Genomic DNA, 26764 nt, shown 5'->3' with positions numbered 1-26764 from the left:
GGTATCCGGCTACCCCACTATATACGCGGGACGAAAGCGGAGGAAATAAGCCGATGTTTCCGGCATGTGCGGCAAATGTCTTTGTGCGGAAAACGGCGGAGCGCCGGCTTCCGGCGTCCGTTCGGCCGGCGGGCGAGGGAGCGGGGGTATGTCAATTCCGCTCCGAAATATGCGGCATCCGCTCCCGTTCCGGCTCCCGCTCCCGCTCCCGCAGCTCGACCTGCCTCCGGTATTCGCCGGGCGTGACGCCGACCGCGTTTTTGAATTTGCGGATAAAGCTCGACGCGTCGTAGTAGCCGATCTGCTGCACGATGTCCTTCACCGGATAATCGCGCGTCTCGAGCATCCGCTTCGCCCGTTCGATCCGCTGCTGATGCACGTAGTCGCTTACGGTCTTGCCCGTCTTCTCCTTGAAGTAACGGCTGACGTAGGAGGGGGAGAGCGACACGAAATCGGCCAGCGCCTGTACGGAAAACGACGGAGATTCGTAGTGGCGATCGATGTAGCCCGTGAGCGCGTCGAGCAGCTCCCCGCCGCGCTCGTTCGTCCGCTTCAGGTCGCACCAGCGGGCGGAGGAGGCGGCGAGCGATTCGGACAGCTGCTCCACCGTCTCGAATTGGAGCAGGGCGGCCACGTTCGGGAACATCGATTCGGCCAGCCGTTTGTCCTCGTCGTACAAAGCTTTGACGAGCGTGTTGACGACGTCGTAGCAGAGGCAGCGGGCAATGACGAGCGACGTGCCGTCCCGCTTGATTTTATCCGATATTTGCGCGATGACGGCGTTCACCTTGTCCGCGTCGCCGAGACGGATTACATATTTCAGCCGCTCGAGCTCGTCGGCGAGATGGGGGATCGGCCGCATCGCGTCGAGCTCCATGACGTCGGAGAAGCGGATCGTTTCGCCGCGTCCTTTGATCAGCTTGAAGTCGACGGCCGTCGACGCCTCGATGTACGATTTGCCGATTTGCGCCGTCTCGGCATAACGATTGCCGATGCCGACGGTCAGCGGGACGCCGCACCGCTGCTGGACCTCGAGCTTTGCCCGGGCGAACGGCCCGGCGGCATCGGCGCCGGAGGGCGTCTCCTCATCGGCACCGTAAACGGCGATCCATTGATGCTTCTCGAGGCTTTCCCGGCCGTAGACGGTCAAGCCGCCTTCGACGCGTCCGTCCAAGGCGTCGGCCAGCGCGGCCTTCCAAGCCGGTTCGTGTGCGGGGCCGTCGAACACGACGACGCCGTACGTTCCCGGCGGGAACGCCAGTCCGACCTCGCGCGCCGCGGCGTTGAACGAGTCGACGCCGTCGAACTCGCCCTTCAAGAGCCGCGACAGCAAATGGCTGCGGACGGCCGAACGGCTCTGCAGCAGCCTTGCGTCCTTCTCCTCGTTCGATTTGGCCATCTGGTCGAGCGCCGCCGAGATGACTTCGAGCTCGTTCAGCTTGCCTTGAGCCGCCTGCGCCCATTTCGTCTCGGCCAGCTTGACGAGCCGGCGGATCGGATTGTAGCTGAACCGCATCACCCCGAATATGGCGACGATGCCGACCGCCGTGATGAGCAGGGCGAAGCTCAGCCACTTTTTTCCGACCTGATGGACGCCCCGCAGCACGTCGTCGGCCGGGACGAACGTCACGTACGTCCAGCCGGTTTGCGGGGAAACGGTTCGCGAGACGAGCAGCCGCTCCCGGCCTTTGTCGACGACACGGGTGCCGGCGCCGCCGTCGTCCGCCAGCAACCCGATCCACGACGGATCGTCCATATAACGGCGGTTCAGCGAGGCGATCGGCGTTTTGTGTTCGTCGAGCACGACGGTGTTGCCGGTTTTGACCGTCTGGTCGTACTTCATGTAGCCGAGCAGCGAGCTTTCGCTGATCAGGAACAGCACCGTGCCGTGCGGCTCCCGGCTGTTGATCGGGATCGGGATCGAGTACGCGACGATCCGCTCCTGCGTGCCGTTGTTCATCGAGACGTATTCGGCCGGCCGCAGCACGGGCCTCGATTCGGCGTCGAGCGCGTGCGCGAGCTGCTCGGGCGTCCAGTACTCGAATTTGTAGACGGACCGGTTGAACAGCGAGAGCGGATACGTGCTTTCGGACGATATCAGGTAATCGCTTCCTTTGACGTACAGCAGCACTTCCTTCAAAAATTCATTGGCGACCCGGTAGCGCAGCAGCGGCTTGATTTGCAGCGTATGGTAAAACCCTTGCTTGAGCGCGTAGGGGGTCAAATCGGGGTTGGCCGAAATTTCCGCGGCGATTCGGTTCAGCTCGAGCATTTTCGTGTCGATCGACTCGCGGATTTGGACGAGCATGTCTTCATGGCCGCTCGTCACCTCCTTCTCCATGACGGAGACGATGTCGGAGTAGCCGGATAGGCCGAGAAAGAGCGAGGGGATGAAAAGGATGAGCAGATAGAAGCCGAGACTCCGGTAAAAGAACGATTTTCTCGATGTGCCGCGCAACGTGGGACCCTCCTTCGGCCGACGCGCTGATAGGCCGGATATGACTTTGCAATCGCTCTCATTGTACATGAGACTCCGTATTTGCGCCATGAGCCGGAATCGGCCGTTTCTGAAGCGGATATGCGAGCGGTGAACCTGAACCCGCCCCGCTTGCACCCCGGGCCTTTCGCCTCCATATAATGCTGGAAGCGGGCCGCATCGCCGTTCGCGCGAATGCGCGTCCGCTTCAACTCCGCAATGGAGCCAAGCGAGAAGGGGAGGCGATCCGGCATGCGTCCGAACGGCATCACGATTCATCATTCCGTCTGTTCGTCGATTAACGGCAGAGGCTACGACTTCTACGTCACGCGTGACGGCACGATCGTTCCGTCCGCGGATGCGACCGAAGCGTCCCGGATCCATATCTGCGTCGAAGGCGACTTCTCCCGCCCGGAGGAAGCGGCTTCCGGCCAGGCCCGGGAACAGGTTTTCGTCGTGCAGAAGCTCGTGCTCCGGCTCGCGGAAACGTTCGGTCTCGACCCGGGAGATTTGATCTCGCACACCGACGGCTGTCCGGGGGCTTATTTTCCATGGTCCGAACTTGTGATTTCGCCAAAGGATGGTTATCATTAGGGTTGAGGTGACCTCCAGAGATGATGGAACGTTTGCAAAAAGTGCTCGCCCAAGCCGGCGTAGCTTCCCGCCGCAAGTGCGAGGAATATATCGAAGCCGGACGGGTTCAGGTGAACGACGAGACGGTGACGACGCTCGGGGTGAAGGTCGACCCCGACGTCGACGCGATAAAGGTGGACGGGCGTCCGATCAATCGTCAGAAAAAAACGTATTTGCTGTTCAACAAGCCGCGAGGCGTCATTACGAGCGCGAAAGACCCCGAGGGGCGCAAGGTGGTGGCCGATTATCTCCACGGCGTAAAGGAGCGGGTGTATCCGGTCGGAAGGCTCGACTACGACACCGAGGGGCTGCTGCTGCTGACGAACGACGGCGAGCTGGCCAATCTGCTGACGCATCCGAAGCACCACGTGCCGAAGACGTACCACGCGACGGTGAAAGGCGTGCCGCACGGCGAGCTGCTGGACAAGCTTCGTACGGGCGTCCAGCTCGAGGACGGCATGACCGCGCCGGCCGAGGTCGAATACGTCGACATCAACCCGGACAAGAACGAGACGATCGTCTCGATCACGATTTACGAAGGCCGCAACCGGCAAGTGCGCCGCATGTTCGACGCGATCAAGTTTCCGGTCGAGAAGCTGAGACGGGTCCAGTTCGGGCCGCTGACGGTGTCCGGCCTGATGCGGGGCAAGTACCGGGCGCTCACCGCGGCGGAAGTCGCCGAGCTGCGCGACAGCGCGGTCCGGTCACATAATGTTCAAATTAAGCCGCAATGACGGCTCTATTTGACCGAACGTTTTCGCTTATAATGTGAGTAGTTGGATTGACAATACGAAGCGAAGGTGATCCGCGATGCGCAATAATCGGAGATGGATCCAAGGCGTCATCTTGGCCGCGGTTCTGCTGATCGGCGGATATACGATCGGGAGCAGCCTGTTCGCCGAGGAGAACATTCCGCGGGAAGGGAGCACGGCTCCTGATTTTTCGTTACAGGGGCTGGACGGCAAGACATACCGGTTGTCCGACCTGCGCGGCAAGCCGGTGATGGTCAACTTCTGGGGAACGTGGTGCGAGCCGTGCGCCCGCGAAATGCCGGCCATTCAGCGGCAGTACGACAAATGGAAGGACCAGGGCCTCGTCGTGCTCGGGCTGAATCTCGACGAAAGCGCCGTTACCGTCCAAAGCTTCGTCCGCCAAAACGAAGTGACGTTTCCCGTCCTGTTCGACAAGGAGCTTCGCATGAGGGACCGTTATGCGGTCCGGTCGTATCCGACGACATTTTTCGTCGACCCGGACGGCAAGATCGTCAAAATCGCCGCCATCGAGATGGACGAGCCGTTCATCGACGCTACGGTCCGGTCGATGCTGAAACCGTAAAGGAGCGAACCCCCCTTGATTGCGAACACGAAATGCGAATGCGGCCACCAAAATCATGTGGGAACCGTTTTGTGCGAATCGTGCGGCAAGCCGCTCGTCGACGACGACGGGACGGCTCCCCTCGAGATGCGCTACGACGGCATCGCGCGGCGTTCGCAGAAGGCGAACCCGACTTTGCTGGACCGGGTTTGGAACTTTTTTTCCTCGGTCAAAATCGCCATTTACCTCATTTTGGCCACCCTGCTCGGCGCCATGCTCGGCACCGTTTATCCGCAGGAAAACACGTTCATTAACGTCGATCCGGCCCGATATTACAAAGAAACGTACGGCTGGACGGGGGATTTGTACTATAAGCTCGGCTTGTCCGATACGTACGGCTCCTGGTGGTTCGTCGCTTTGCTTGTCATGATCGGGACGTCGCTCGTCATCTGCAGCCTCGACCGGGTGCTGCCGCTGTATCGCGCCCTCAGCAAGCAGCAAATCCGCAAGCATCTGTCGTTTCTGCTCCGGCAGCGGGTCGTGTACAAGGGCAAAGTGGAGCTGGACGGCGAGTCGGGCCGGAAGACGGCGGAGCAATGGGTCGGCGAAGCGGCGGAGAAGCTGCGGAAGAAAGGGTACCGCGTCCATACCGACGGGTCGGCGCTGCTCGCGGAGAAGCACCGGTTCAGCCGATGGGGGCCGTACGTGAACCATATCGGGCTTATCATTTTCCTGCTCGCGGTGCTCATGCGCGGGCTGCCCGGCTGGTACTTGGACCAATATGTCGGCTTCCTCGAAGGCGAGCCCGCGAAAATTCCCGAAACGAACTACTATTTGAAAAACGAGCAGTTCAACGTCACGTTTTACGACGATAACGAAATGAGCGAGCAGTTCCGCGAGCGCGGGCAGACGGTAGCGAAGCTGTACGAGACGAAGGCGGTGCTGTACGAATGCGTCGCCGACTGCGACAGTCCGGACCGCGAGCCGCAGCTGAAGGAGCTGACGCGTCAAAGCATCACGGTCAATCATCCGCTGAAGTACGAAGGGCTTCTCGCGTATCAATTCGATTACGCGGAGACGCCGAGGCTGCTGGCGGTTCACGCGATGCTCAAAAACAAAAAGACCGGGCAGTCGTACGGTCCGATCGAAATTCGTACGAAAAACCCGGCCTCCTCCTACGAGGCGGGACCGTACAAGCTCGCGCTGAAGGAATATTTCCCCGATTTCTCGGTCAACGACAAAGGAACGCCGATTACGGTATCCAACGAGCCGAACGCGCCGGCGTTCGTCTTCGTCATTACGGGACCGGGGATGCCGGAAGGCGGGCAGCCGTACTTCTATTTCCCCCGGGAAATCGACAAGGAGAAGTTCAGCCAGGACAAAATCAACGGAGCGTTCGGCAGCGAGTGGGACATTTCGGTCAATTCGATGGAGGACGTCGAAATCGCCAACTACACGACCTACTTGAACCTTCGCAAAGATACGGCGCTGCCCTATATTTTCGCCGGGGCGACGATCTTCATGATCGGCGTCGTCATGGGACTGTACTGGCAGCATCGGCGCATCTGGCTGCGATTCGACGACGGCGACGTCCTGTCGCTCGGCGCCCATACGAACAAAAACTGGTACGGGCTGCGGAATGACGTCGCGGCGATGCTGAACAAGCTCGGCGTCGCGGTCGAACCGAAGCAATTGGCCAACGAGGTGAAAAAGGATTGAATACGGAAACCGTCAGCGGAACGTTTTTATTGATCGCATTCATTCTATACACGCTTTCGTTCATTACGTTCGTGATTGCGGTCACGGGCAAAAAGTGGAGCTCGCGAGACCCGGAGCGCCACGCGAAACGGTGGGGGACGATCGGACTCTCCGTCACGATACTCGGCTTCGCCTCGCAGCTCGTCTTTTTCTTCACCCGATGGGCGGCGGCCGGCCATATCCCGACAAGCAACATGTTCGAGTTCATGACGTTCCTCGCGATGATGATCGTGCTCGCGTTCATCGTCGTCTATCTGATCTATAAGACGTCGGTGCTCGGCATGTTCGCGATGCCGGTCGGGGTCATCATCCTGGCGTACGCGCTCGTCTTCCCGCCGGATATTCAGCCGCTCATACCGGCGCTGCAAAGCTACTGGCTGAAAATCCACGTAACGACCGCGGCGCTCGGGGAAGCGTTTTTCGCCGTCGGCTTCGCCGGCGGGCTCATGTATTTGATCCGCGTCGTCAACTATTCGGGCACTTCGAAGACGGACCGTCGCGAGCGTCGCGGCGTCGAGTTCGTCATTTTCGTCGTCCTGCTCATCGTGGCGTTCGTCGGCAGCGTGTTCCTGTTCAAAGGGCTCGGCTACGAAGCGTCGTTCTCGCAGGAGACGACGAGGATCGATCAGAGCGGCAAAGAAATCGTCGAGACCGGAACCGTCGATTACGTGCTTCCGCCGATCGTCAAGCCGTACAACAGCACCGTCGTGGAAATGAAGCCGTTCCTCGGCATGACCGAACCGCCGTTCACGGCGCCGTCGTGGATGAACGGCGTCAACGCGGGACGAAAGCTGAACACGTTCATCTGGTCCGTCATCGCCGGCCTTCTCTTGTACGGGCTGCTGCGGCTCGTTCTGCGCAAGCAGATCGGCGCGGCGATCCATCCGGCGATGAGCGGGATGGACGCGGAGGATTTGGACGAAATCAGCTACCGCGCCATCGCCATCGGCTTCCCGATTTTCACCCTCGGCGCGCTTATTTTCGCGATGATTTGGGCGCACGAGGCGTGGGGGCGGTTTTGGGGCTGGGACCCGAAGGAAGTATGGGCGCTCATTACGTGGCTGTTTTACACCGCTTACCTGCATTTCCGGCTTTCCCGCGGCTGGCAGGGCCGCAAGTCCGCCTGGCTGGCGGTTATCGGCTTCGTCGTCGTCATGTTTACGCTGATCGGCGTCAACCTGATCATCGCCGGGCTTCACTCGTACGCGGGCGTCTAGCCCATTAGCGCTGCTCCATGAAGGAGGTTGAACCGTAATGGTGGATATGAAAGCGAGCATTTTGGTCGTCGACGACGAGGAACGCATCCGCCGATTGCTGCGGATGTATTTGGAGAAGGAAGGCTTCGTCATCGACGAGGCGGAGGACGGCGAATCGGCGCTGGCGAAAGCGCTCGAGGGCGACTACGACTTGATCCTTCTCGACATCATGCTTCCCGGCATCGACGGCACCGAGGTTTGCGCCCGGCTTCGCCAGGTGAAGGCGACGCCGGTCATCATGCTGACGGCGAAGGGCGAGGAGACGAACCGGGTGCAGGGGTTCGAGGTCGGCGCCGACGATTACGTCGTCAAGCCGTTCAGCCCGCGCGAAGTCATTTACCGGGTCAAGGCGATTTTGCGCCGGTCCTCGGCGACCGCGTACTTGGCCAAGGACGCGATTCATGCGAGCAACAACATCGTCTTCCCCCATCTCGTCATCGAGCACGACGCCCACCGCGTCACGGCCGGCGGGCAGGAGGTGGCGCTGACGCCGAAGGAGTACGAACTGCTTCACTATTTGGCTACGTCCCCGGACAAAGTGTTTTCGCGCGAAGATTTGCTGAAGGACGTCTGGAACTACGAATTTTTCGGCGACCTGCGTACGGTCGACACGCACGTGAAGCGGCTGCGCGAGAAGCTGAACAAAGTTTCTCCGGAGGCGGCGTCGATGATTACGACCGTATGGGGCGTCGGCTACAAGCTCGAGGTGCCCAAATAACGTGAAACTGTGGAAAAGCGTCGTCGGCAAGCTGTGGATGACCATAATCGGATTAGTCGCCGTTGTTCTCGTGATCAACGGCGTCTTTATGGGCCAATTTCTCAATACGAATATCGCCAACTCCAAAGATCAGGAACGCAGCCTGCAAAAAATGGCGCTCAAAGTGTCGAGCGACTTGAGCCTGCATCACGAAGATTTTCCGTATGTCGCCGCCGTGGCGGAGCTGCTCGACGCGCAGGACGCGGCGCTGATCGTGCTGAACGAGCGGCTGGAGGAGACGATCCCGGCGCCCGACCAATCGCAGGTGCCGCGGCTTCTCGCCACCGACCTGTTCGATGCGGATACGCTGAAGCAGGTGTTGGCGGGCGGCATCTTCCCGGCCATTTATTACGACCCGGGGACGGGCAAACGGTTTCTCGCCGTAGCCGTCCCGCAGCGGGAAAACGTGACCGACGCGCCGGTCCGGGGCGTCGTCGTGCTGTACCAGGCGCAGCTGACGCTCGCCTACACGCAAGCGTACTTTCAAAATTTGTTCGTCATCGCCGCCGTCATCGGCTTCCTGCTTACGACGCTGTTCGCCTTCTTCCTGTCGACGAAAATTACGCAGCCGCTGCTGCAGATGAAGAAGGCGGCCGACTTCATCACGCTCGGCGAGTACAAGACGCGGGTCCCCGTCTCGTCGTCGGACGAAATCGGGGAATTGGCCGTCGCCTTCAACCATATGACCGGCCGGCTCGACGAGACGATCAACGCCCTCAATCACGAGAAGGAGCACCTGTCGAGCGTCCTGCGAAGCATGACCGACGCGGTCGTGACGCTGGACGCCGACGGTCGCGTCATCTTGACGAACCCGCAAGGGGAACGGCTCGTCGAGGAGTGGAGGGAGCTCGGCTGGGAGGACGGGGCCGGCGGCCAGACGGACGGAGGCTCGCCGGTGCCGCAGCCGCTGCAGCCGCTGTTCGAGACGGTCGTCCGCAGCAACAAGGAAACGACGTCGAACGTGCACGTGCGCAGCAACGTCTATTCCGTCGTCATGGCGCCGCTCTACTCGACCGACGGGCTGCGCGGCACGGTTGCGGTGCTCCGCGACGTAACCGAGGAGCACCGGCTCGACAAGCTGCGCAAAGATTTCGTCGCCAACGTCTCGCACGAGCTGCGGACGCCGCTGTCGATGCTGCAAGGCTACAGCGAGGCGCTGCTCGACGATATCGCGGCCACGCCGGAGGAGCGGCGGGAGCTCGCCCAAGTGATCCACGACGAATCGCTGCGCATGGGCCGGCTCGTGAAAGATTTGCTCGATCTCGCCCGGATGGAGGCGGGGCATATCGAGCTTCATTTCCGCCGGTTTGCACTCGATCCGCTCCTCGCCCGAGTCAACCGCAAGTTTACCGCGCTGTGCAAGGAGCGGGGCATCGCCTTGAAAGTCGAGGCGGCGGAGCCGGACATGACGCTTTACAGCGCCGATGAAGACCGGCTCGAGCAGGTGCTGACGAATTTGCTGGACAATGCGGTGCGGCATACGCCTTCGGGCTCGTGGATTGCGCTTCGCGTCAAGCGGCCGGCCGATCCGAAGGACGAAAGCGTCCTGTTCGAGATCGAAGACGGGGGTCAAGGCATTCCGCGCGAAGATTTGCCCTATATTTTCGAACGGTTTTACAAAGCCGACAAGGCGCGGACGCGCGGGTCGTCGGGCGGCACGGGGCTCGGCCTCGCGATCGTGAAAAACATCGTCGACGCCCATAACGGCTCGATCCACGCCGAGAGCGAGCTCGGACAAGGGACGACATTCTTCATCAAAATTCCGAACCGTTCGGCCGGTTGAAAAAAAGGTTTTTCCGCAAACGAAGCGGAAAAACCTTTTTATTTGACGACAAATCTTGTTGTACGTGAAACAATTGCGGACGATGTCGTTCCACGCCGCCTTAGACGAGCACGATTTCGCGCACCCGCTTGATTTCGGGCAGCTGATTGAGCTGCTCCAGCACGGCCTTCGGCGCCTGCTTGTCGATCGTCAGCACCATGATCGCCGAGCCGCCGACGTCAGTACGGCCGACCTGCATCGTCGCGATGTTGACGTCGTTGTTGCCGAGCAGCGTGCCGACGCGGCCGATGATGCCCGGCTTGTCGTTATGCGAGACGAGCAGCAGGTAGCCTTCCGTCGGAACGTCGACCGGATACGGACCGATTTGGACGATCCGCTCGCCGAAGCCGGCCAGCAGCGTCCCCGACAGCCAGCGCTCCTCGTCCTTCGTTTTCAGGCTGATCGTGATCCGGTTCGTGAAGCCTTTCGTTGCCGTCGACTTCTGGATGACGATGTTGATGTCGCGCTGCTTCGCCAAATGCATCGAGTTGACCGCGTTCACCTGCTCCGCGCCGAGATGGTGCGACAGGACTCCCTTCAGGACGTAGCGGGTCAGCGGGTTCGTATCGAGGTCGGCGAGCTCGCCCGAATAATTGACCGTAATTTCGCGTACGGCGCCGTCGGTCATTTGCGCGAGCGAGTTGCCGAGCTTCTCGCACAGCTTGAAGTACGGCTGGATCTTGTTCAGCAGCTCGGCCGGAATCGGCGGCATGTTGACCGCGTTTTTGAACGGCTCGTTGCGCAAAATGTGGAGCACTTGCTCGGATACGTCGATCGCCACGTTTTCCTGCGCTTCGACGGTCGAGGCGCCGAGGTGAGGCGTCACGACGATTTTCGGATGCTTCAGGAACGGATGGTCCGGGCTTGGCGGCTCCTGCTCGAACACGTCGAACGCCGCGCCGTGGACGATGCCTTGGTCGATCGCTTCGACAAGCGCCAGCTCGTCGATAATGCCGCCGCGCGCGCAGTTGACGATGCGCATCCCTTTCTTCATCACTTCGAACTGCGGGCGCGCGATCATATGGCGCGTCTCGTTCGTCAGCGGCGTATGCACCGTCATGAAATCGGCGTTGCGGACGATCTCGTCGACCGTCGCCAGCTTGATGCCGAGCTTCTCGGCGCGCTCCTCGGTCATGAACGGATCGTAGCCGAGCACGTTCATGCCGAATGCGATCGCGCGCTTCGCCACTTCCGCGCCGATCCGGCCCAAGCCGAGCACGCCGAGCGTCTTGTTGCGGAGCTCGACGCCGACGAACGACTTCCGGTCCCATTCGCCGGTTACCGTCTTCATGTACGCTTGCGGAATATGGCGGGCGAGCGCCATCATCATCGCAAACGTATGCTCGCACGTCGTGATCGTATTGCCGTCCGGCGCGTTGATGACGACGATGCCGAGGCTCGTCGCCGCTTCCGTGTCGATGTTGTCGACGCCGACGCCGGCGCGGCCGATTACTTTCAAGCTCGTGCCCGCTTCCATGATGCGGCGGGTCACTTTCGTCTGCGAGCGGACGAGCAGCGCGTCGAACCCGCCGATGATCGAGACGATTTCGTCCTCCGGTATGCCCGTTTTCTTAACGACCTCGACGTCGCTCGCATCCGTCAGCTGCTGCAGTCCCAAATCGCTGATCGGGTCGGTTACCAACACTTTGAACATGATGATGCTCCTCCTTTGGTCTACTTACAGTATGAGTGAATGGAATGCAAAAAACTCCCGTCCCATACGGATTGTGCCGTATATAGGGACGAGAGTTCGGTTCGCGGTGCCACCCTAGGTTCGCCGGAAGCTCGCGCGTCCGGCCTTGCCGGGTCAGACGAAACAAACGTGTGACCCCGGAGCGATAACGGTCTCCTGCCGGCTGCGCTTCGAGCGGTAAGCCTTCGCGCCTCTGACTCGGGAGTGGATCGCATGGCGAGCGCCACCGGTTCGCAGCGGCCACCGGCTTTCTGTAGGCTTCGTTCATGCTAGTCTCCGTCATCGTCGTTTTCACGCATTCATTTTTTCCTACTGTATCATGGCAGGAGACGAGTGTCAACCATTTAGAGACACATTAGTGACACCGAAACCGGGCCGCAAACGGTTTCCGACAAAAAATGGACACATCTAAAGCGAGGCTTGCCGGAAGACTGACGCTCGTCCGGTTCGAGTTGACGGTTCGACCCGTCGGACCGTTTCATTATGCGTCTTGTTTCCCTTGAACTTGCCGGCGAATTTCGTTATGTTCTTATAAGGCGGTACACGAAAACCGTCGGAAAGGGGCGTTAGCGATGTCTTATACGCATATCGATCCGCGGGAGCTCGTGACGAAGCTATCAAGCTTGGGCGAAGACGAGATGATCGTCGATGTCCGGGAGCCTCACGAGTGGGAGTATTACCATCTGGACGAAGCGGTGCTTCTGCCGATGAACGCGATACCGGGACGGCTTGACGAGCTGCCGTCCGACAAGACGCTATACGTCGTTTGCGCCCATGGGGTCCGAAGCGAAATGGTCAGCCGGTACTTGGCCGAGCGCGGATACGATCGGGTCGTCAACGTTACGGGGGGGATGGCGGCGGTCGCCGCGATCCGGGGCTTCGAGTACGATTGAAGCGAACGGCAAGAACGGTCGGATCTCCATCGATCCGACCGTTCATCCGTAACGTTTTCTACTTGTTTTCGTAAAAGAAAGGGAGCTGCGGCATCGTTTCGCCCGCATACCATTTGTCCTTGCGTTGAATAAAGTCCCCTTTGCGGGCCGCGTTCGTATCGCCGAGCATATCGACGATCGACTGGATGTCGTTCAAATTCAGCTTTTTCACCTGGCCGTTCGCGATCATTTCGTCGATGCGCACCGTCATGTCTTGCGGATAAAGCGGCATAAATCGTTTCTCGTTCAACAGCATCGAGGCGACGACGGTATTTTTGACGTTGAGCCCCATCTGGCTCCAATCCGCCAGCGTATACGCGTTTTTGCCGAGCAGGGCGGCGCCTTTCACCTGCTGCTCGACCGTCTCGTTCCACTTGACGATGGAGGCGTAATATTGCTGCTGTCCGAGCAGAACGAATTTTTTCGCTTCCTGGAAAAAAGCGTCCTTGTCGATTTCGGTCGCGACGACGCCCGGGTGCATCGCATTCGCCTTGGACTGAAACTTTTTCGACGTGTCGGCGAACAGCTTCAAGCCTTTCATCAAATTTTGGTGCGCCTCGCCGAGCAGAGGGGACGATTCCGGCGTCGCCGCGTTCGCCAGCTCCGCGTATTTTTCGTCCGCCAGTTTCGCCAAATCTTTCATGACCGCCGAGGCGTCGACCGAATCCGCCTGAAGCTCCAGCTCCTTCAGCTTGTCGAACCAGCGGTTCGAAAATTCGCGGTACGGGGCGTATATCGTATGGTAAAACGAGACGAGCAGCTGCTGATCGTAAGCGCCGGGAATTTTGGACGCTTCTTCTTTTTGAGCCAATAACGCTTCGTATTTCGTCTCCGCCCGGCTCGAGCCGATTTGGACGCCGAAAAAGAAGGCGCCGGCCACACAGACGAGCAAAAAGACGAAGATGAGGGAAAACACATAGTCCGATCGGGTAAGACGCTTGTCCATGCCATGACTCCTTGTCTCGTAAACGCTTCTTTTTTTCTGAACCTAAGTATAGGGGATTACGTCCGAAATGTGAACCGTGTAGACCGGAGGACTTATGAAAAAACTAAACTTCAAAGACATCCGGATTCGCAAAGTCGATCCGAGCGAGCTCGACGACACCATGCTTCTGGTCAATTTGTACGCGACGCAAGCCATTACTCTTATTGTCGGCATTTGCATCGTATTTTTTCAGTCCCAAAAATGGAGCGACCTGATCCGGTTCCCGGAGAAGCTGTCGGCTTGGGGGTGTGCGGCCGTCTTCGCCGCCGCGGTGCTCGCGTTCGATTGGCTGATCGCCCGGTGGGTGCCGGAGGACGTCACCGACGACGGTGGCGTCAACCAGAAGCTGTTCGGCCGCCGTCCGCTATGGCATATCGCCGTCATTTCGCTCGTCGTGGCCATCTGCGAGGAGCTGCTGTTCCGTGGAGCGATTCAGCATGCGTTCGGTCCGTACTGGACGAGTATTTTGTTCGCGGCGATTCATATCCGCTATTTGCGGCATTGGCTTATGACGGGGATGGTGTTCGCGATCAGCTACGGGCTCGGCAAGCTGTACGTGCTTACCGGCTCGCTGTGGGCACCGATCGCGGCCCATTTCCTGATCGATTTCGTTATGGGATGCATCATACGTTACCGGAGGGATGAGGTTGATGGAGAACGCTAAATCTTCCCGCAAGGCGGCCCAGGAGCTGCCGAGCGAAGACGATATGCGTCTTCCGCCCAGGCGCGTCATACATTCGTCGGACAACGCCAAGGCAACGCGCATTTTCCACGCGAGTCTGGTCGTGCTGCTCGTTTTGCTCGCGGCCGGAATCGTCTTTTGGTATCAAATGTATGGGGGAGAATGGAAATAAGAGCGGGGGAACCCGCTCTTCTTTCATTGATGCGAGGTCTGCTCGAACGGCCAGTAGGAGGTGTCGATCGCGTCCGGATCGAGGAACGCGTACCCTTTCTCCTCGAGCTTCGTCAACAGATCGTCCAACGCCTCGGCGGTCCACGGAAGCTCGTGCATCAAAATGTTGCTGCCGGGGTGGAGCTGCTCGAGCACCCGTTTGACGACGCCCTCCGGTTTTTGGTTCGAGGCGAGCCAGTCTTCGGAGCCGTTCGACCACGTCATGAACAGCATGCCTTCGTCCTTCGCCAGCTTCTTGACGAAATCGTTGGAGGAGCCGAAGGGAGGCCGGAAAAATCGCGGGGCGGCGCCGACCGTGTCTTGGACGATTCGTTGGACGTCCCCGATCTGCTTCCGGATCGTTTCTTCGTTTTCTTTCTTCAAATCGATATGATCCCACGAATGGTTGCCGATCGTCTGGCCCCGCTCGCGAATCCGCTTCAGCAACTCCGGATTTTGCTTCACCCGGTAGCCGTTGACGAAAAAGATCGCCTTCGCTTTATGCTTGTCCAGCGAATCGAGTATCGTTTCGAGCTGCGCCTTTTCCTTCGGGCCGTCGTCGAACGTCAGCAGCACGACTTTTTTGTTGCCGCCCGGATCGATCGGGACGAAGTCGTAATTTTTGTTCATCCGGTAGGCGGGCTTCGGCTTCGGCTCGTCCTTCCCCGGCGTCTCCGCCTGGGCCGCGGGCGGCGCGCCCGTTACACCGGAGCCGGCACCGGCCGTCGGGCCGCTCGGCGGCGGCGTAACCGCCGGCTGAGGGTCGGCCGGAGCGGTCGTCTCGCTCGGCGCCGTTCCTTCTCCGGCGGGCGAAAGCCCCTGTGCGGCGCCGCCGGCCCCGCATCCCGCCAGCAAAAGAAGCGCCGACGCCCAAACGGCGGCCGACGCGCGCAATCGTTTCGTTCGAATGTCCGCTATCGACTCCTGTACGCTTGATGGTTTCGTTCTCGCCCTATTGTAGCATAACCGGGGCGATCTTAAACGGCGGCGCCTTCCTATTTTTTGCACGCATGCGCGGGGGCCGATCGGTTAAGCTACTAAGGAAACCCCATCATGATGAACAGGAGGGACAGCTATGAGAATGGGCGCATTCCTGCTGGGCGGAATCGTCGGAGCGGCCGCCGTCGTATACTGGAACCGCAACAGAACGATGTCGTTCGCCGGCCTGTCGTCCCAAGCGGGCGACGTCGTCGGAAAAGTGGTCAAGTCGGCGGCCAAACCCGCCTCGACTACGACGACGACATTCGATAAATCCGCCGACGCGAGCCGCGGTCTGGATAAAGTCGAAGAGCTGATCCAGCAAGACCCGACCGTGAAGAAGCAAGTCGACGAGATTTTGGACAAATCCGATTCCCCTTACATGACGCAATGACGTTCGCGCGAAGTCCGGCTCGCTTCTGGGGCCGGGCTTTTTGCCGCGGCTACATAGTTCCGCGTGAACTTTTTTTTGCCGACGAGGGCTTATTTCGCCATCGTTCCGACTATATTGATACTAACGGATATCGAGTCGGGCCAACGTTGATTATAACGAACTTTTATAGTGCATCCCCCCTAAAAACATGGTAACATGATGATACAAGCCCGGTATCTTAGGTTCACCAATCGTCGCATGGCATCATACTCTGTTATCACAGAAGTGGAAGGGGAGGTCCTGTCATGAAAATTGAACGCTTGAGTGTGGATAAGATTAGGATTTTCCTGACATTCGACGACCTGACGGAGCGCGGTATCCAAAAAGAGGACATGTGGCGCGAAATTCCGAAAGTCCATGAACTGTTCAGCGAAATGATGGAGCAAGCCTACACCGAGCTCGGATTCGACGCGACCGGCCCGCTCGCTGTTGAAGTGTTCGCCCTGCCCGCACAAGGCATGGTAGTCATCGTAACCCGAGGAAAAGTACAGAACGCTTCCGATCCGATCGACGAGGAAGAAGCGGAGGAAGTATACGAGATGGAAGTAACGCTGGAGCAATCCGACGTTATCTCTTACGCGTTTCACGACTTCGAACATTTGCTGAAGGCGTCTCACGTCGCGTCCGGAACGGGCGTCACGGAAGGGGCACTTTATTCCTATAAGAACAAATGGATTTTGCAAATCGACCCGGAAGACATGGAAGAGGCGAAGGAGCAAGCGCTGATCGCCATCCTGTCCGAGTACGGGGACGCGACTTCCGTTACGACCGCGGTGTTGGACGAGTATGGCAAACGGGTCATCGCCGAGAACGCGATCCGCACCCTTTGCGAGCATTTTCATAAGTAACGGCATCCCGATCGAGCGAAGCATCCGAATACGAGAAGCATCTTCAAAAACGGACGTTTTTGCGGATGCTTTTTCCCATGTTTGGAGGAATTGGAAAGGAGGAACGACGCAGGATGGAATGGCTTTCGGTCATCACGGCCGCCGTGGCGCCGGGCATCGCGCTGCTCGTCTATTTTTACTTGAAGGATTTGTACGACTCGGAGCCGGTCCATATGGTCGCCCGCGTATTCCTGTACGGCGTTCTTCTCGTTTTTCCGACCATGGTGCTGCAGCGCGCGCTCGTGCTCGGGCTGGGCGAGAGCCCGCTGCTGTTCGCGTTCGGGATTACGGGCACGGTCGAGGAGTTCTTCAAATGGTTTATTTTATATTATGCGATTTATAAGCATACGGTGTTCGACGAGCCGTACGACAGCATCGTCTACGCGGTATCCGTCTCGCTCGGATTCGCGACGCTCGAGAACGTCATCTACGCGATGCTTCATCCGTTTTCGTTCTCCGCGCTGCTGTTCCGCGCGCTTCTGCCCGTCTCGGGTCACGCGCTGTTCGCCGTCATGATGGGCTATTACATGGGCAAAGCGAAATTCGGCGATCCGTCGCAGCGCGTGAAGCTTCTGTTCAAGTCGCTGTGGATCCCGATTTTTTGGCACGGGCTGTTCGATTATATTTTGATGCAGACGAAGACGTACTGGGTTTGGCTGATCGTTCCGCTCATGGTGTTCCTGTGGGTTCGCGGCATGGGGAACGTCAACCGCGCCAACGCGAAATCGCCTTTTCGCGCGGTAAGGCCCGAGGAAGAGATTAACTTGTAGATAATCGGGCCATACTGGTCGTATCAGAACGACCACGGAGGTTGGCATGAACGGGACGAGAGTGAAAGTGACGATCCGCTGCAAGCATTGCGGGGAACGGTTCATCCTGCGCGGGAAGAAGGAAAAGGAACGCGTCGAAACCGGGTTCAAGCAATGCCTGTGCAACAATCAAAACGACTTCGATATCGAGCTGGAGTGACGCTCCGCGCGGAAGCCTTGCCTGTGCAAGGCTTCTTTCTTTTTCCGATGCATAAAGGGTTCTCCTCAAACGAAAACTAATCTCAGTTTTGGCAAAGGAAAGGAGCGAACCGCCCATGTACAGAAGGCTGAGCGCCGTCTTGTTCCCGGTCGTGACCGTATTGCTGGTCGGAGCGGTACTATGGGGATATCAGGTGAACCAGGAGAAAAACTCGATCCTGATCAAGGCGGAAAACCAATATCAGCGCGCGTTCCACGACTTGTCGTTCCATATCGACAAGCTGCACACCGAGCTCGGCAACACGCTCGCTCTGAACGCGACCTCGCACGCCTCGCAGCGCAAAGGACTCGTCAACGTCTGGAGGCTGACGAGCCAGGCGCAAAACGAAATCAACCAGCTTCCGCTCACGCTGCTGCCGTTCAACAAGACGGAGGAGTTTTTGAGCAACATTTCCAACTTCTCGTACCGGGCCGCCGTTCGGGATTTGACCAACGAGCCGCTGAACGCGGACGAGATGAAAACGCTCCAAGCGCTGTACGAGCATTCCAAGGAAATCGCGACCGATTTGCGCGACGTGCAGTCCAAGGTCATCGCCAACAACTTGCGTTGGATGGACGTCGAGGTGGCGATCGCCTCCGAGGAAAAGACGCTCGACAATACGATCATCGACGGCTTCCAGACGGTCGACAAGAAGGTGGGCGCGTACGAGGAAGTGAACTGGGGGCCGTCGATGACCGCCATGTTCGAGAAGCGGACGTATTCGGCTTTGTCCGGCAACGACGTCACCGAGGAGGAAGTGAAGCAAAAGGCGACCCAGTTCGCGGGCCGGCCCCTGTCGGACATGCGGGTCGTCGAGAACGGCAACGGCACCGAATACAGCTCCTACAGCTTCTCGGCGAAAGACGAGAACGGCGCCGACGTAACGATGGACTTCACGAAGAAGGGCGGCCAGCTGATCTGGTACATGTCACCCCGCGACGTGAAGGAGGCGAAGCTCGGCCCCGAGCAGGCCCGCGATGCGGCGCAATCGTTTTTGGATTCGCGCGGCTATGCCGACATGACGCCGGTCGGGTACGAGGCGTACGGGAACGTCGCCAGCATTTTGTTCGCGGCGAAGCGGGACAACGTCGTCGTCTATCCGGAGAAGGTAACGGTCAAAGTGGCGCTGGATAACGGGGAAGTCACCGGCCTGCAAGCTTCGGACTACTTGTTCGAGCACAAAAAACGCGAGCTGAAAACGCCGGCGCTTACGCTGAATCAGGCGAAGCAGGCGCTCAACCCGAACTTCCAGATCGCCGGCGAGACGCTGGCGCTGATCAAAAACGACATCGATCAAGAAGTGCTCTGCTACCAATTTACCGGCCGGGTGAACGGCTCGGTGTACCGGATTTACATTAACGGGGACAACGGAGCGGAGGAGAAAATCGAGGAGATGAAAGCGGCGGAAGCCGGCGTCACCTCCTGACAAAGCGTTCGCCAGGAAAGAGAAAGCCCGCTTGACGGCTTTCTCTTTTTTGCACTATGATTGGTTTTGCGTGTTTTCGGGACGGAGGGACAAAAGGGAAATAAAGGCGGTTTTCGTCGTTTTTTGTAGAACATTTTTGTTGTTCTAACCGTTGACTGCCGTGATATAATAGGACCATGACAGCTTTTGGTAGGTCTAAAGTACGAGCTAGCGCTGGGAGGTCAGTCCTTTGCTTCCGAAAGTGAACCAAATTTTATATATACAAGTCAACTCCATCGATCCGGATGAGGCGCAGCAGGAATACAAGTCGCGCATCGCGGACGTCAATGCGAACTATATTTCGATGGAGGTGCCGATCCACGTCGGTACGGGGCGGCTGAAGCGGCTGTATGCCGGGGACCAGATCAACGCCTACTTCATGACGGAGGGCGGCGTCAAAAATTATTTCAACACGGTCGTGCTCGGGTTCAAGGAAGAAGTGATCCGCCTCGTCCTGATCAAGCCGCCGGAGCCCGATCACATTACGAAGGTGCAGCGGCGCAACTTTCTTCGCGTGCCGGCCGAGCTGGAAATCGCCGTCAAGGCGACCGAGCAGATCATGTTCACGGCGATAACCGACGACGTCGGCGGCGGAGGCGTTTCGTTTCTGTGCGAAAGCCGGGTGCCGATCAAGACGCACGACGTCTTGAGCTGCTGGCTGCTCGTACCGTATCGCAACGGCGCGATCGAGCACGCCAACTTCAAGGGCGAGATCGTCCGGATCAAGACGCTCGAGAACGGCAAGCTGATCGTCATGGTGCAGTTCACCGAAATCGCCGACGTGGAGCGTCAGCGCATCATCCGATACTGCTTCGAGCGCCAGCTCGACTTCCGCAAAAGGTGACGTTCTTCTCCGTTTAAAGGTCCGGTCGGCAGGGTATAATGCTGACAAATCGGACGCCGGGTGGGAATCGTTATGGTCGGGAAGGACGAATCGCCGAAGGAGCGGGAGATCGGGACGGCCGACGCAGCCGGGAAGCCGGAGCCGTTAACGCGGAGCCGCCGAAAGCGCGATTCCGGCCCGGACCCGCGGGAGCCGACGGAGTACGAGACGGTATTCGTTCGGTTGTCCGAACGGGTCGAGCGCATCCTCCGCGCGGCGATATGGACGGGCTTGGCGCTGCTGGTCGCCGTTCAGCTCGTCTTGTCGGTGCCCGCGGTCCGCAAGTGGGCGGTCAAGGTGGAACGGCTCGAAGGAGTGCCGTTCGAGCGGGCTGACCGGGATGGTTGACCCGGACGCATCGTACATACGGCAAGCCCCGGCGCCTCGGACCAGGCGGCCGGGGCTTCGCGCTTTCGGCGCGCCTGATCGGACGAACGGCCGAAGCGGCCGACGACAGCCGGTTGCGGCGTTTCGGCGATCCGGCTCGGGCGAGCCCCGTCGAGCGCAAAGGCCGTTCCGATTCGTTTCGCGACGACATCTTGTTTTGCAACGGTTCGGACGGTATGGTATAATTTCCTTCAGACGGCAGGCATGGCCTGCTTTTTTCAGCTCAACCGGTATCCACTCGCCGCGACACAAGGAGGACGCTTTTCGTTGGAAAAATTCAATATAGCGATCGACGGACCCGCGGGAGCCGGCAAAAGCACCGTAGCCCGTCTCGTGGCCCGGGCGCTGGGCTTCGTCTATATCGACACCGGCGCCATGTATCGTGCCGTAACGTGGAAAGCGCTTCAGATCGGCATCGCCCCCGAGCGCAAGGACGAGCTCGTCCGGATGGCCGCGGGACTCCGCATCGAGCTTCATCCGGGGGAGGACGGACAGCAGGTCGTGCTGGACGGTCAAGACGTGACCGGCCTCATCCGCTCTTCGGAGGTGAACCGGAACGTATCGGCCGTGGCGGCCGTTCCGGACATCCGCGCGCTTCTCGTGGCCAAGCAGCAGGAGATGGCGAAGGCGGGCGGCGTCGTCATGGACGGGCGGGACATCGGCACCCATGTGCTTCCCAACGCCGAGTTGAAAATCTTTTTGACCGCAAGCGTCAAGGAACGGGCCGAACGCCGCTATCTGGAGATGAAGGCGAAAGGCGAGGACGTGACGCTCGAGCAGCTCGAACGGGAAATCGCCGAACGGGACCGGTTGGACGAGCAGCGCGAAGCGTCGCCGCTCGTACGGGCGCACGACGCCGTTCTGGTGGACACGTCCGGCATGACCGTACCGCAAGTGGTGGACCGCATCTTGGAACTATCGAATACGGCCGCAGGCAAGGGGACCCGATAACATGTCGCTTTACCGATTCGGCAGGCTCGTATGCCGCATCTTCTTTAAAACCGTGTTCCGCTTTCAGGCGGAAGGAGTGGCGAACGTCCCGAGCGACGGACCGGTCATTCTGTGCTCGAACCATATCAGCACGTTCGACCCGCCGACCGTCGGCATCGCGCTCGAACGGAAAGTGCATTTCATGGCCAAGGCGGAGCTGTTCGACATCCCGCTGTTCGGAACGCTCATCCGGAAGCTGGGCGCTTTTCCCGTCAAGCGCGGAGGCGTCAGCAAGGAGTCGATCCGCTATGCGCTGCAGCTTCTCGGCGAAGGCGGCATGATGGGGATTTTCCCCGAAGGGACGCGGGGAGGCGGAGGCATGGGCAAGAAAGGCGCGGCGAGCTTGGCGCTCCGCTCCGGGGCTGCGGTCGTCCCCGTTGCGATTATCGGGCGATACAAGCCGTTTCGCAAAATGAAGGTCGTCTACGGGAAACCGATCGACCTGGCCGCTTATCGGGATTCGGCGAATTCCGATTCGCTGGAGCAAGCGACCGAGCATATCATGTCGACGATTCGCGAGCTGGTCGCTTCCCATTCGTAGCGTCAGACTCCCCCGATCCGTTCCGACGTTGATTCGGGCGTATGGAAATGGTATCTTGGAATTATACTATGTCTAACTGTTTAGAAGATCAGTTAGGGTCGTCAGTCGAGGAGGGTAATCCAAATGTCAGAAGAAATCAAAGTGCAAGAATCCGCGGAAGCGGCCGAGAACGCCACTCAAGATCTTTCCGATGTGGTCGCTTACAAGAAAGGCGACACCGTCAAAGGAAAAATCGTCAAAATCGAAGATAACCAGGCCATTGTCGATATCGGTTATAAATACGACGGCGTCATCCCGTTGAAGGAGCTGTCCAACGTCAATCTGGACAACGCCGCGGACGCGGTCGAAATCGGCCAAGAGCTCGAGCTGAAAATTTTGACGCTCGACGACAACAAGGAGAAGCTCGTCTTGTCCAAGCGCGCGGTCGACAGCGAGCAGTCGTGGAGCGATCTGCAGACGAAGCTCGAGCAAGGAACCGTGATCGAGGCGCAGGTGAAGGAAGTCGTCAAGGGCGGTCTCGTCGTGGACGTAGGCCTGCGCGGCTTCGTGCCGGCTTCGATGGTCGAGCGCCACTTCGTGGAAGATTTCTCCGACTATAAAGGCCGCACGCTCCGCTTGAAGGTGAAGGAGCTCGACCGCGAGAAAAACAAAGTCGTTCTTTCGCAAAAAGACGTGCTCGACGAAGAGTTCGAGGCGAACAAAAAGCAGGTGATGAGCAGCCTGCAAGTCGGCCAGCAGCTCGACGGCACCGTACAGCGCCTGACGCAATTCGGCGCGTTCGTCGACATCGGCGGCATCGACGGCCTCGTGCACATTTCCGAGATGGCTTGGCACCACGTCCAACAGCCTTCCGAAGTCGTGAAGGAAGGCGACAAGGTGAAGGTGCAAGTATTGAAGGTCGATCCGGAGAACGACCGGATCAGCCTGAGCATCCGCGCCACCCAACCGGGTCCGTGGGAGCAGGCGGCCGGCAAGTTCCAAGCCGGCGAAATCGTAACGGGTACGGTGAAGCGTCTCGTCAGCTTCGGCGCCTTCGTCGAAGTCGCGCCGGGCGTAGAAGGTCTCGTTCACATTTCGCAAATCGCCCATCGCCACATCGGTACGCCGCATGAGGTGCTGAAGGAAGGGCAGGAAGTGAACGTGAAAGTTCTCGACTTCAATCCGGCCGAGAAGCGCGTCTCGCTCAGCATCAAGGAAACCGAGGAAGCGCCGGAAGCGCCGGCCAAGCCGGAGCGCCGCTCCGATCGCGGCGGTTCCCGCGGGGGCGGCCACAACGAGCCGATCCCGCCGAGAGAAAGCTTGAACATGACGCTTGGCGAACGGTTCGGCGACAAGCTGAGCAAATTCAAATAAGACGTTTTATACAAGACGGCTCCCGAGGGGGCCGTCTTTTTTGCATGCCTAAAATGGGACCGGTTCACAAATACTAAAGCGGACTATCGTCTACGGCAGGTGATTGCGACATGAACCCGGGCTTCCTGTGCTGGATCTTGATCTGTATCTCGCTCATATTGCTCGCAAGCGGCTGGAAGCGGACGCTGCTGCGCGACATCCCCGATCCGGCGATCGTGCTCTTCTTCGTCGGCTGGTGCGCGCTCGGCCGGCTTCAGCTTCCGTTGACGGGGTACGGACAGGCGAACGGCATCGTATTGCTGCTCGCCGTCGTCGTCGCGGCGGTATGGGCGAGGCAGCGGACGGCGCTCGCGGGCTTGCATGCCGTATCGTTCGGCCTGTTCCTCGCATCGGTCTATTATTTGCTGAAGCATCTGGGCGAAGTGGACCCGTTCTTCCTTCCGTACCGAAGCGGGACGGGCACGTCGTGCGTGCTCGGTCTTATCGCCGCCCTGCTCGTTCGGCGGCCGCAGGACCAAATCGCCTGCATCAGCTTCGCCATGCTGGTCGGCAGCGCCCTGTACGCGATAGTCCATCGGGAGCGGTACGGCGTTTCGTTCGGAGGGCTGACGTTTCAGGACGATTGGTGGATGGCGATTTTCGCCGTCCGCTTGCTGTCCGTCGCGGGAGAGACGGCGGCCGGTACGGTAAGGGACGCGTCGAAAAGCTTGGCAAACCGGTGGAAGGGGTTGAAAAAATGACGGAACATTTGTACGAGCACCGATATACGGCGGGGATCCTGGTAGGCGTCGTCTTCGGGGTGCTGGCCCGGTTGACGATGCTCCGGACCGACTACCGGCAATATCCGACGTACCCGCACGGGCGAATCATCCATATTTCGCTCGGCGTCATCGCGGCGGCGCTCGGAGCGGTGGCCGTGCCGTCGCTGTTCGACCGGAATTACACCGCCATCACCTTCTTGACCGTCGCCGCCCAGCAGTTCCGGGACGTGCGCAACATGGAGCGCAATACGTTGACGAAGATGGACGAGATGGAGCTTGTCCCCCGCGGGGGCACGTATATCGAAGGGATCGCGATGGTGTTCGAGGGCCGCAATTATTTGGTCATCTTCACGGCGTTCGTCGCTTCGCTGTTTACGATCCTGTTCAACGCGTATTGGGGCGTCCTGGCCGGCGTCGCGGCGCTGCTCGTGGCGCAATGGTTCAAGACGGGCAAGTCGGTCGCCCATGCGGCCGACGTCGAAATCGCGGACGTGGTGCTGGACGGCCCCGATCTGTTCGTCGGCGACATTTATATTATGAACGTCGGGTTGACCGCCGACCGGGACGTGATTCGCGACCGGGCGATCGGACTGATATTGAAGCCGAAAAACCGCAATTGCCGGGTAACGCTCGCCAACTTGGGGCAGCGTCAAGCGATGCTCCACGATTTGTCGACCATTCTTGGCGTATTCCGCGATTCCGGCGAGCCCGCGCTCGTGCCGCTCGGCAAGCTCGACATTCGCGACGGCCGGCTGGCGCTGTTCGTCCTCCCGCAGGAGAAGGATGCCGAGAAGGCGCGGCAGGTGCTGCTGCGCGTGCCGCTGCTCGAGAGCGCCGTCCGGATGCCTTCGGAAGCCGGCGTGCAGAAGAAAGGAGGCGCTTGACCGATGGGGAAAATTTTAGCCGTCGTTTCGACAAACCGCGAACGGGTCGGAGGGGGAGCGCCGATTTTTATTGTCGAAACGGAAGAGGAACGGCAGGACGTCGCGTTTTTGCTCGAGAAAATATTGGACGCGTCCGCCCACGATTTGAAAAACGGCTCGATGATTTTGGTCGATCACAAGGAGTCGTAACGGTCGAACGCTGTCGTCGACAAGGCGCTGACGGCCATGTTCGCGCCCGCATACGCAACTTCACTTTGTTGGTTGAATTTGTTATGATGGTACTCGTGAGTATGCCGGGGTGGGTCAAGAACCCCGAACATTTCATTATGCTGAATTAGGAGTTGAATCGCATGGCACGTCCCATCGTGGCGATCGTAGGCCGGCCCAACGTCGGGAAATCGACGATATTCAATCGCATTATCGGCGACCGGCTGGCGATCGTGGAAGACAAACCCGGCGTCACGCGGGATCGCATTTACGGTGTCGGGGAATGGATGGGCCGATCGTTCAGCGTCATCGACACCGGAGGGATCGAGATTGACGGGGAAGACGAAATTTTGAAGTCGGTCCGAATGCAAGCGGAGCTTGCGATCGAAGAAGCCGACGCGATCGTCTTCATGGTCGATGCGAAAGCCGGCATCACGCCCTCGGATTCGGAAGTGGCGCAAATGTTGTACCGCGCGAAAAAACCGGTCATTTTGGCCGTCAATAAAGTGGACAACTTGAAACGACAGGACGACATTTACGAATTTTATTCGCTCGGCTTCGGCGATCCGATCGGCATTTCCGGCTCGCACGGACTCGGCATCGGGGATTTGCTGCAGGCGGTCGCCGACAAGCTGCCGGAGAAGCCGGACGAGGAGTACGGGGAAGATACGATCCGGGTCGCTCTCATCGGCCGTCCGAACGTCGGTAAATCTTCGCTCGTGAACGCCATTTTGGGCGAGGAGCGCGTCATCGTAAGCGACATCGCCGGAACGACTCGGGATGCGATCGACACCCCGTTCGAGAAGGACGGACAAAAGTTCGTGCTCATCGATACGGCCGGCATGCGCAAGCGGGGCAAAGTGTACGAAACGACGGAAAAATACAGCGTCATGCGCGCGATGCAGGCGATCGAGCGGGCGGACGTCGTACTCGTCGTCATCAACGGGGAAGAGGGCATCATCGAGCAGGACAAGCATATCGCCGGCTATGCGCACGAGGCGGGCAAGGCGGCGATCTTCGTCGTGAACAAGTGGGACATCGTCGAGAAGGACGATAAGACGATGCAGCAATTTTCGCAAAAAATTCGCGATCATTTCCTGTTCATGTCGTATGCGCCGATCGTGTTCGTCTCCGCGAAGACGAAGCAGCGGCTCCATAAGCTGCTGCCGGTCGTCGTCGAAGTGAGCGAGCAGCATACGATGCGGGTACAGACCCATCTGCTGAACGACGTCGTCTCCGACGCGGTGGCGATCAACCCGCCTCCGTCCGACAAAGGCAAGCGGCTTCGGATCAACTATGCGACTCAAGTTTCGGTCAAGCCTCCGACCATATTGCTCTTCGTCAACGATCCGGAATTGATGCACTTTTCGTACGAGCGGTATTTGGAAAACCGAATCCGCGGCGCCTTCGGCTTCGAAGGTACCCCGATCCGCTTGTTTACGCGAAAAAAATCAGACGACGAATAAGGG

The 26764-nt window shown here is 59.2% G+C and carries 28 protein-coding genes; 24 read left to right on the top strand and 4 right to left on the bottom strand.

From position 1 onward, the window contains the following. Window positions 1-151 precede the first annotated feature (151 nt). The gene (locus DLM86_RS10555) at window positions 152-2458 is read right to left on the bottom strand and encodes a helix-turn-helix domain-containing protein (protein WP_158289420.1); all 2307 of its coding nucleotides are present in this window, start codon (window positions 2456-2458) and stop codon (window positions 152-154) included. Window positions 2459-2728: 270 nt separating this feature from the next. Here DLM86_RS10555 and DLM86_RS10550 point away from each other — a divergent pair, with 270 nt between their 5' ends. From DLM86_RS10550 to DLM86_RS10520, 7 genes are all read left to right on the top strand, one after another. Next, on the top strand, window positions 2729-3070 hold the full coding sequence (locus DLM86_RS10550) for a peptidoglycan recognition protein family protein (protein ID WP_110839972.1): 342 nt from the start codon (window positions 2729-2731) through the stop codon (window positions 3068-3070). A 23-nt stretch (window positions 3071-3093) separates the two neighbouring features. Next, complete coding sequence (locus DLM86_RS10545) at window positions 3094-3843, top strand: pseudouridine synthase (RefSeq protein ID WP_110840242.1); 750 nt, start codon at window positions 3094-3096, stop codon at window positions 3841-3843. A 76-nt stretch (window positions 3844-3919) separates the two neighbouring features. Then, the gene (gene resA, locus DLM86_RS10540; RefSeq protein WP_110839971.1) at window positions 3920-4444 is read left to right on the top strand and encodes a thiol-disulfide oxidoreductase ResA; all 525 of its coding nucleotides are present in this window, start codon (window positions 3920-3922) and stop codon (window positions 4442-4444) included. Between the two features lie 15 nt (window positions 4445-4459). Beyond that, window positions 4460-6142 carry a cytochrome c biogenesis protein ResB gene (gene resB, locus DLM86_RS10535; RefSeq protein WP_110839970.1) on the top strand — a complete coding sequence of 561 codons (1683 nt, stop codon included), beginning with the start codon at window positions 4460-4462 and terminating at the stop codon, window positions 6140-6142. Continuing rightward, window positions 6139-7398, top strand: coding sequence for a cytochrome c biogenesis protein CcsA (gene ccsA, locus DLM86_RS10530; RefSeq protein ID WP_110839969.1), 1260 nt, complete (start codon window positions 6139-6141; stop codon window positions 7396-7398). The genes resB and ccsA overlap by 4 nt, the downstream gene beginning before the upstream one ends. 37 nt (window positions 7399-7435) lie before the next feature. Then, window positions 7436-8155, top strand: a complete 720-nt coding sequence (locus DLM86_RS10525) for a response regulator transcription factor (protein WP_110839968.1) — start codon at window positions 7436-7438, stop codon at window positions 8153-8155. 1 nt (window position 8156) lies between these two features. Next, a complete protein-coding gene (locus DLM86_RS10520; RefSeq protein ID WP_110839967.1) occupies window positions 8157-9977 on the top strand; it encodes an ATP-binding protein in 1821 nt (606 codons plus the stop codon). A 100-nt stretch (window positions 9978-10077) separates the two neighbouring features. On the opposite strand, the gene serA is transcribed toward DLM86_RS10520, so the two are convergent. After that, window positions 10078-11670 carry a phosphoglycerate dehydrogenase gene (gene serA, locus DLM86_RS10515; RefSeq protein ID WP_110839966.1) on the bottom strand — a complete coding sequence of 531 codons (1593 nt, stop codon included), beginning with the start codon at window positions 11668-11670 and terminating at the stop codon, window positions 10078-10080. A gap of 611 nt (window positions 11671-12281) precedes the next feature. On the opposite strand from serA, the gene DLM86_RS10510 reads away from it, so the two are divergent. Further along, window positions 12282-12602: a rhodanese-like domain-containing protein gene (locus tag DLM86_RS10510; RefSeq protein WP_110839965.1), complete on the top strand. Its 321-nt coding sequence runs from the start codon at window positions 12282-12284 to the stop codon at window positions 12600-12602. A 58-nt stretch (window positions 12603-12660) separates the two neighbouring features. Here DLM86_RS10510 and DLM86_RS10505 read toward each other — a convergent pair whose 3' ends face one another. Continuing rightward, window positions 12661-13587, bottom strand: a complete 927-nt coding sequence (locus tag DLM86_RS10505) for a hypothetical protein (protein ID WP_110839964.1) — start codon at window positions 13585-13587, stop codon at window positions 12661-12663. A 94-nt stretch (window positions 13588-13681) separates the two neighbouring features. Between DLM86_RS10505 and DLM86_RS10500 the strand changes: the two genes are divergently transcribed. Together DLM86_RS10500 and DLM86_RS10495 are read left to right on the top strand one after the other, a co-directional pair. Continuing rightward, window positions 13682-14290, top strand: coding sequence for a CPBP family intramembrane glutamic endopeptidase (locus DLM86_RS10500; protein WP_110839963.1), 609 nt, complete (start codon window positions 13682-13684; stop codon window positions 14288-14290). Then, window positions 14277-14480, top strand: a complete 204-nt coding sequence (locus DLM86_RS10495; protein WP_110839962.1) for a hypothetical protein — start codon at window positions 14277-14279, stop codon at window positions 14478-14480. The genes DLM86_RS10500 and DLM86_RS10495 overlap by 14 nt, the downstream gene beginning before the upstream one ends. Window positions 14481-14503: 23 nt before the next feature. Here DLM86_RS10495 and DLM86_RS10490 read toward each other — a convergent pair whose 3' ends face one another. After that, window positions 14504-15412, bottom strand: a complete 909-nt coding sequence (locus tag DLM86_RS10490; protein ID WP_245954499.1) for a polysaccharide deacetylase family protein — start codon at window positions 15410-15412, stop codon at window positions 14504-14506. A gap of 181 nt (window positions 15413-15593) precedes the next feature. Here DLM86_RS10490 and DLM86_RS10485 point away from each other — a divergent pair, with 181 nt between their 5' ends. The 14 genes from DLM86_RS10485 (at window position 15594) to der (ending at window position 26761) form a co-directional block, all read left to right on the top strand. Further along, a complete protein-coding gene (locus DLM86_RS10485) occupies window positions 15594-15890 on the top strand; it encodes a hypothetical protein (protein ID WP_146250193.1) in 297 nt (98 codons plus the stop codon). A 284-nt stretch (window positions 15891-16174) separates the two neighbouring features. Beyond that, window positions 16175-16777 carry a genetic competence negative regulator gene (locus tag DLM86_RS10480; protein WP_110839960.1) on the top strand — a complete coding sequence of 201 codons (603 nt, stop codon included), beginning with the start codon at window positions 16175-16177 and terminating at the stop codon, window positions 16775-16777. A 113-nt stretch (window positions 16778-16890) separates the two neighbouring features. Continuing rightward, a complete protein-coding gene (prsW, locus tag DLM86_RS10475) occupies window positions 16891-17586 on the top strand; it encodes a glutamic-type intramembrane protease PrsW (protein WP_110839959.1) in 696 nt (231 codons plus the stop codon). A 46-nt stretch (window positions 17587-17632) separates the two neighbouring features. Next, window positions 17633-17785 (top strand): hypothetical protein, encoded by a 153-nt coding sequence (locus DLM86_RS32350; protein WP_170143706.1) that lies wholly within the window; start codon window positions 17633-17635, stop codon window positions 17783-17785. Between the two features lie 115 nt (window positions 17786-17900). Beyond that, window positions 17901-19250, top strand: coding sequence for a germination protein YpeB (ypeB, locus tag DLM86_RS10470; RefSeq protein ID WP_110839958.1), 1350 nt, complete (start codon window positions 17901-17903; stop codon window positions 19248-19250). A 229-nt stretch (window positions 19251-19479) separates the two neighbouring features. After that, complete coding sequence (locus DLM86_RS10465) at window positions 19480-20133, top strand: flagellar brake protein (protein ID WP_110839957.1); 654 nt, start codon at window positions 19480-19482, stop codon at window positions 20131-20133. 72 nt (window positions 20134-20205) lie between these two features. Continuing rightward, window positions 20206-20520, top strand: a complete 315-nt coding sequence (locus DLM86_RS10460) for a hypothetical protein (protein WP_110839956.1) — start codon at window positions 20206-20208, stop codon at window positions 20518-20520. Between the two features lie 306 nt (window positions 20521-20826). Further along, the gene (cmk, locus tag DLM86_RS10450) at window positions 20827-21510 is read left to right on the top strand and encodes a (d)CMP kinase (protein WP_110839954.1); all 684 of its coding nucleotides are present in this window, start codon (window positions 20827-20829) and stop codon (window positions 21508-21510) included. A gap of 1 nt (window position 21511) precedes the next feature. Continuing rightward, window positions 21512-22090 carry a lysophospholipid acyltransferase family protein gene (locus tag DLM86_RS10445; protein ID WP_110839953.1) on the top strand — a complete coding sequence of 193 codons (579 nt, stop codon included), beginning with the start codon at window positions 21512-21514 and terminating at the stop codon, window positions 22088-22090. 123 nt (window positions 22091-22213) lie between these two features. Further along, window positions 22214-23443, top strand: coding sequence for a 30S ribosomal protein S1 (rpsA, locus tag DLM86_RS10440; RefSeq protein ID WP_110839952.1), 1230 nt, complete (start codon window positions 22214-22216; stop codon window positions 23441-23443). Between the two features lie 110 nt (window positions 23444-23553). Then, window positions 23554-24183: a YphA family membrane protein gene (locus tag DLM86_RS10435; protein ID WP_110839951.1), complete on the top strand. Its 630-nt coding sequence runs from the start codon at window positions 23554-23556 to the stop codon at window positions 24181-24183. Then, window positions 24180-25088 (top strand): YIEGIA family protein, encoded by a 909-nt coding sequence (locus DLM86_RS10430; protein WP_110839950.1) that lies wholly within the window; start codon window positions 24180-24182, stop codon window positions 25086-25088. The genes DLM86_RS10435 and DLM86_RS10430 overlap by 4 nt, the downstream gene beginning before the upstream one ends. Window positions 25089-25091: 3 nt before the next feature. Further along, window positions 25092-25277: a capping complex subunit for YIEGIA gene (locus tag DLM86_RS10425; protein WP_110839949.1), complete on the top strand. Its 186-nt coding sequence runs from the start codon at window positions 25092-25094 to the stop codon at window positions 25275-25277. Window positions 25278-25438: 161 nt separating this feature from the next. Continuing rightward, complete coding sequence (gene der, locus DLM86_RS10420) at window positions 25439-26761, top strand: ribosome biogenesis GTPase Der (protein ID WP_110839948.1); 1323 nt, start codon at window positions 25439-25441, stop codon at window positions 26759-26761. The last annotated feature ends 3 nt before the right edge of the window (window positions 26762-26764 follow it).

The sequence above is a fragment of the Paenibacillus flagellatus genome, from assembly GCF_003217775.1.
Classification (GTDB): domain Bacteria; phylum Bacillota; class Bacilli; order Paenibacillales; family NBRC-103111; genus Paenibacillus_AB; species Paenibacillus_AB flagellatus.
The sequence above is the reverse complement of the archived record's forward strand: the minus strand, read 5'-3'. Positions and strand labels throughout refer to the sequence as shown.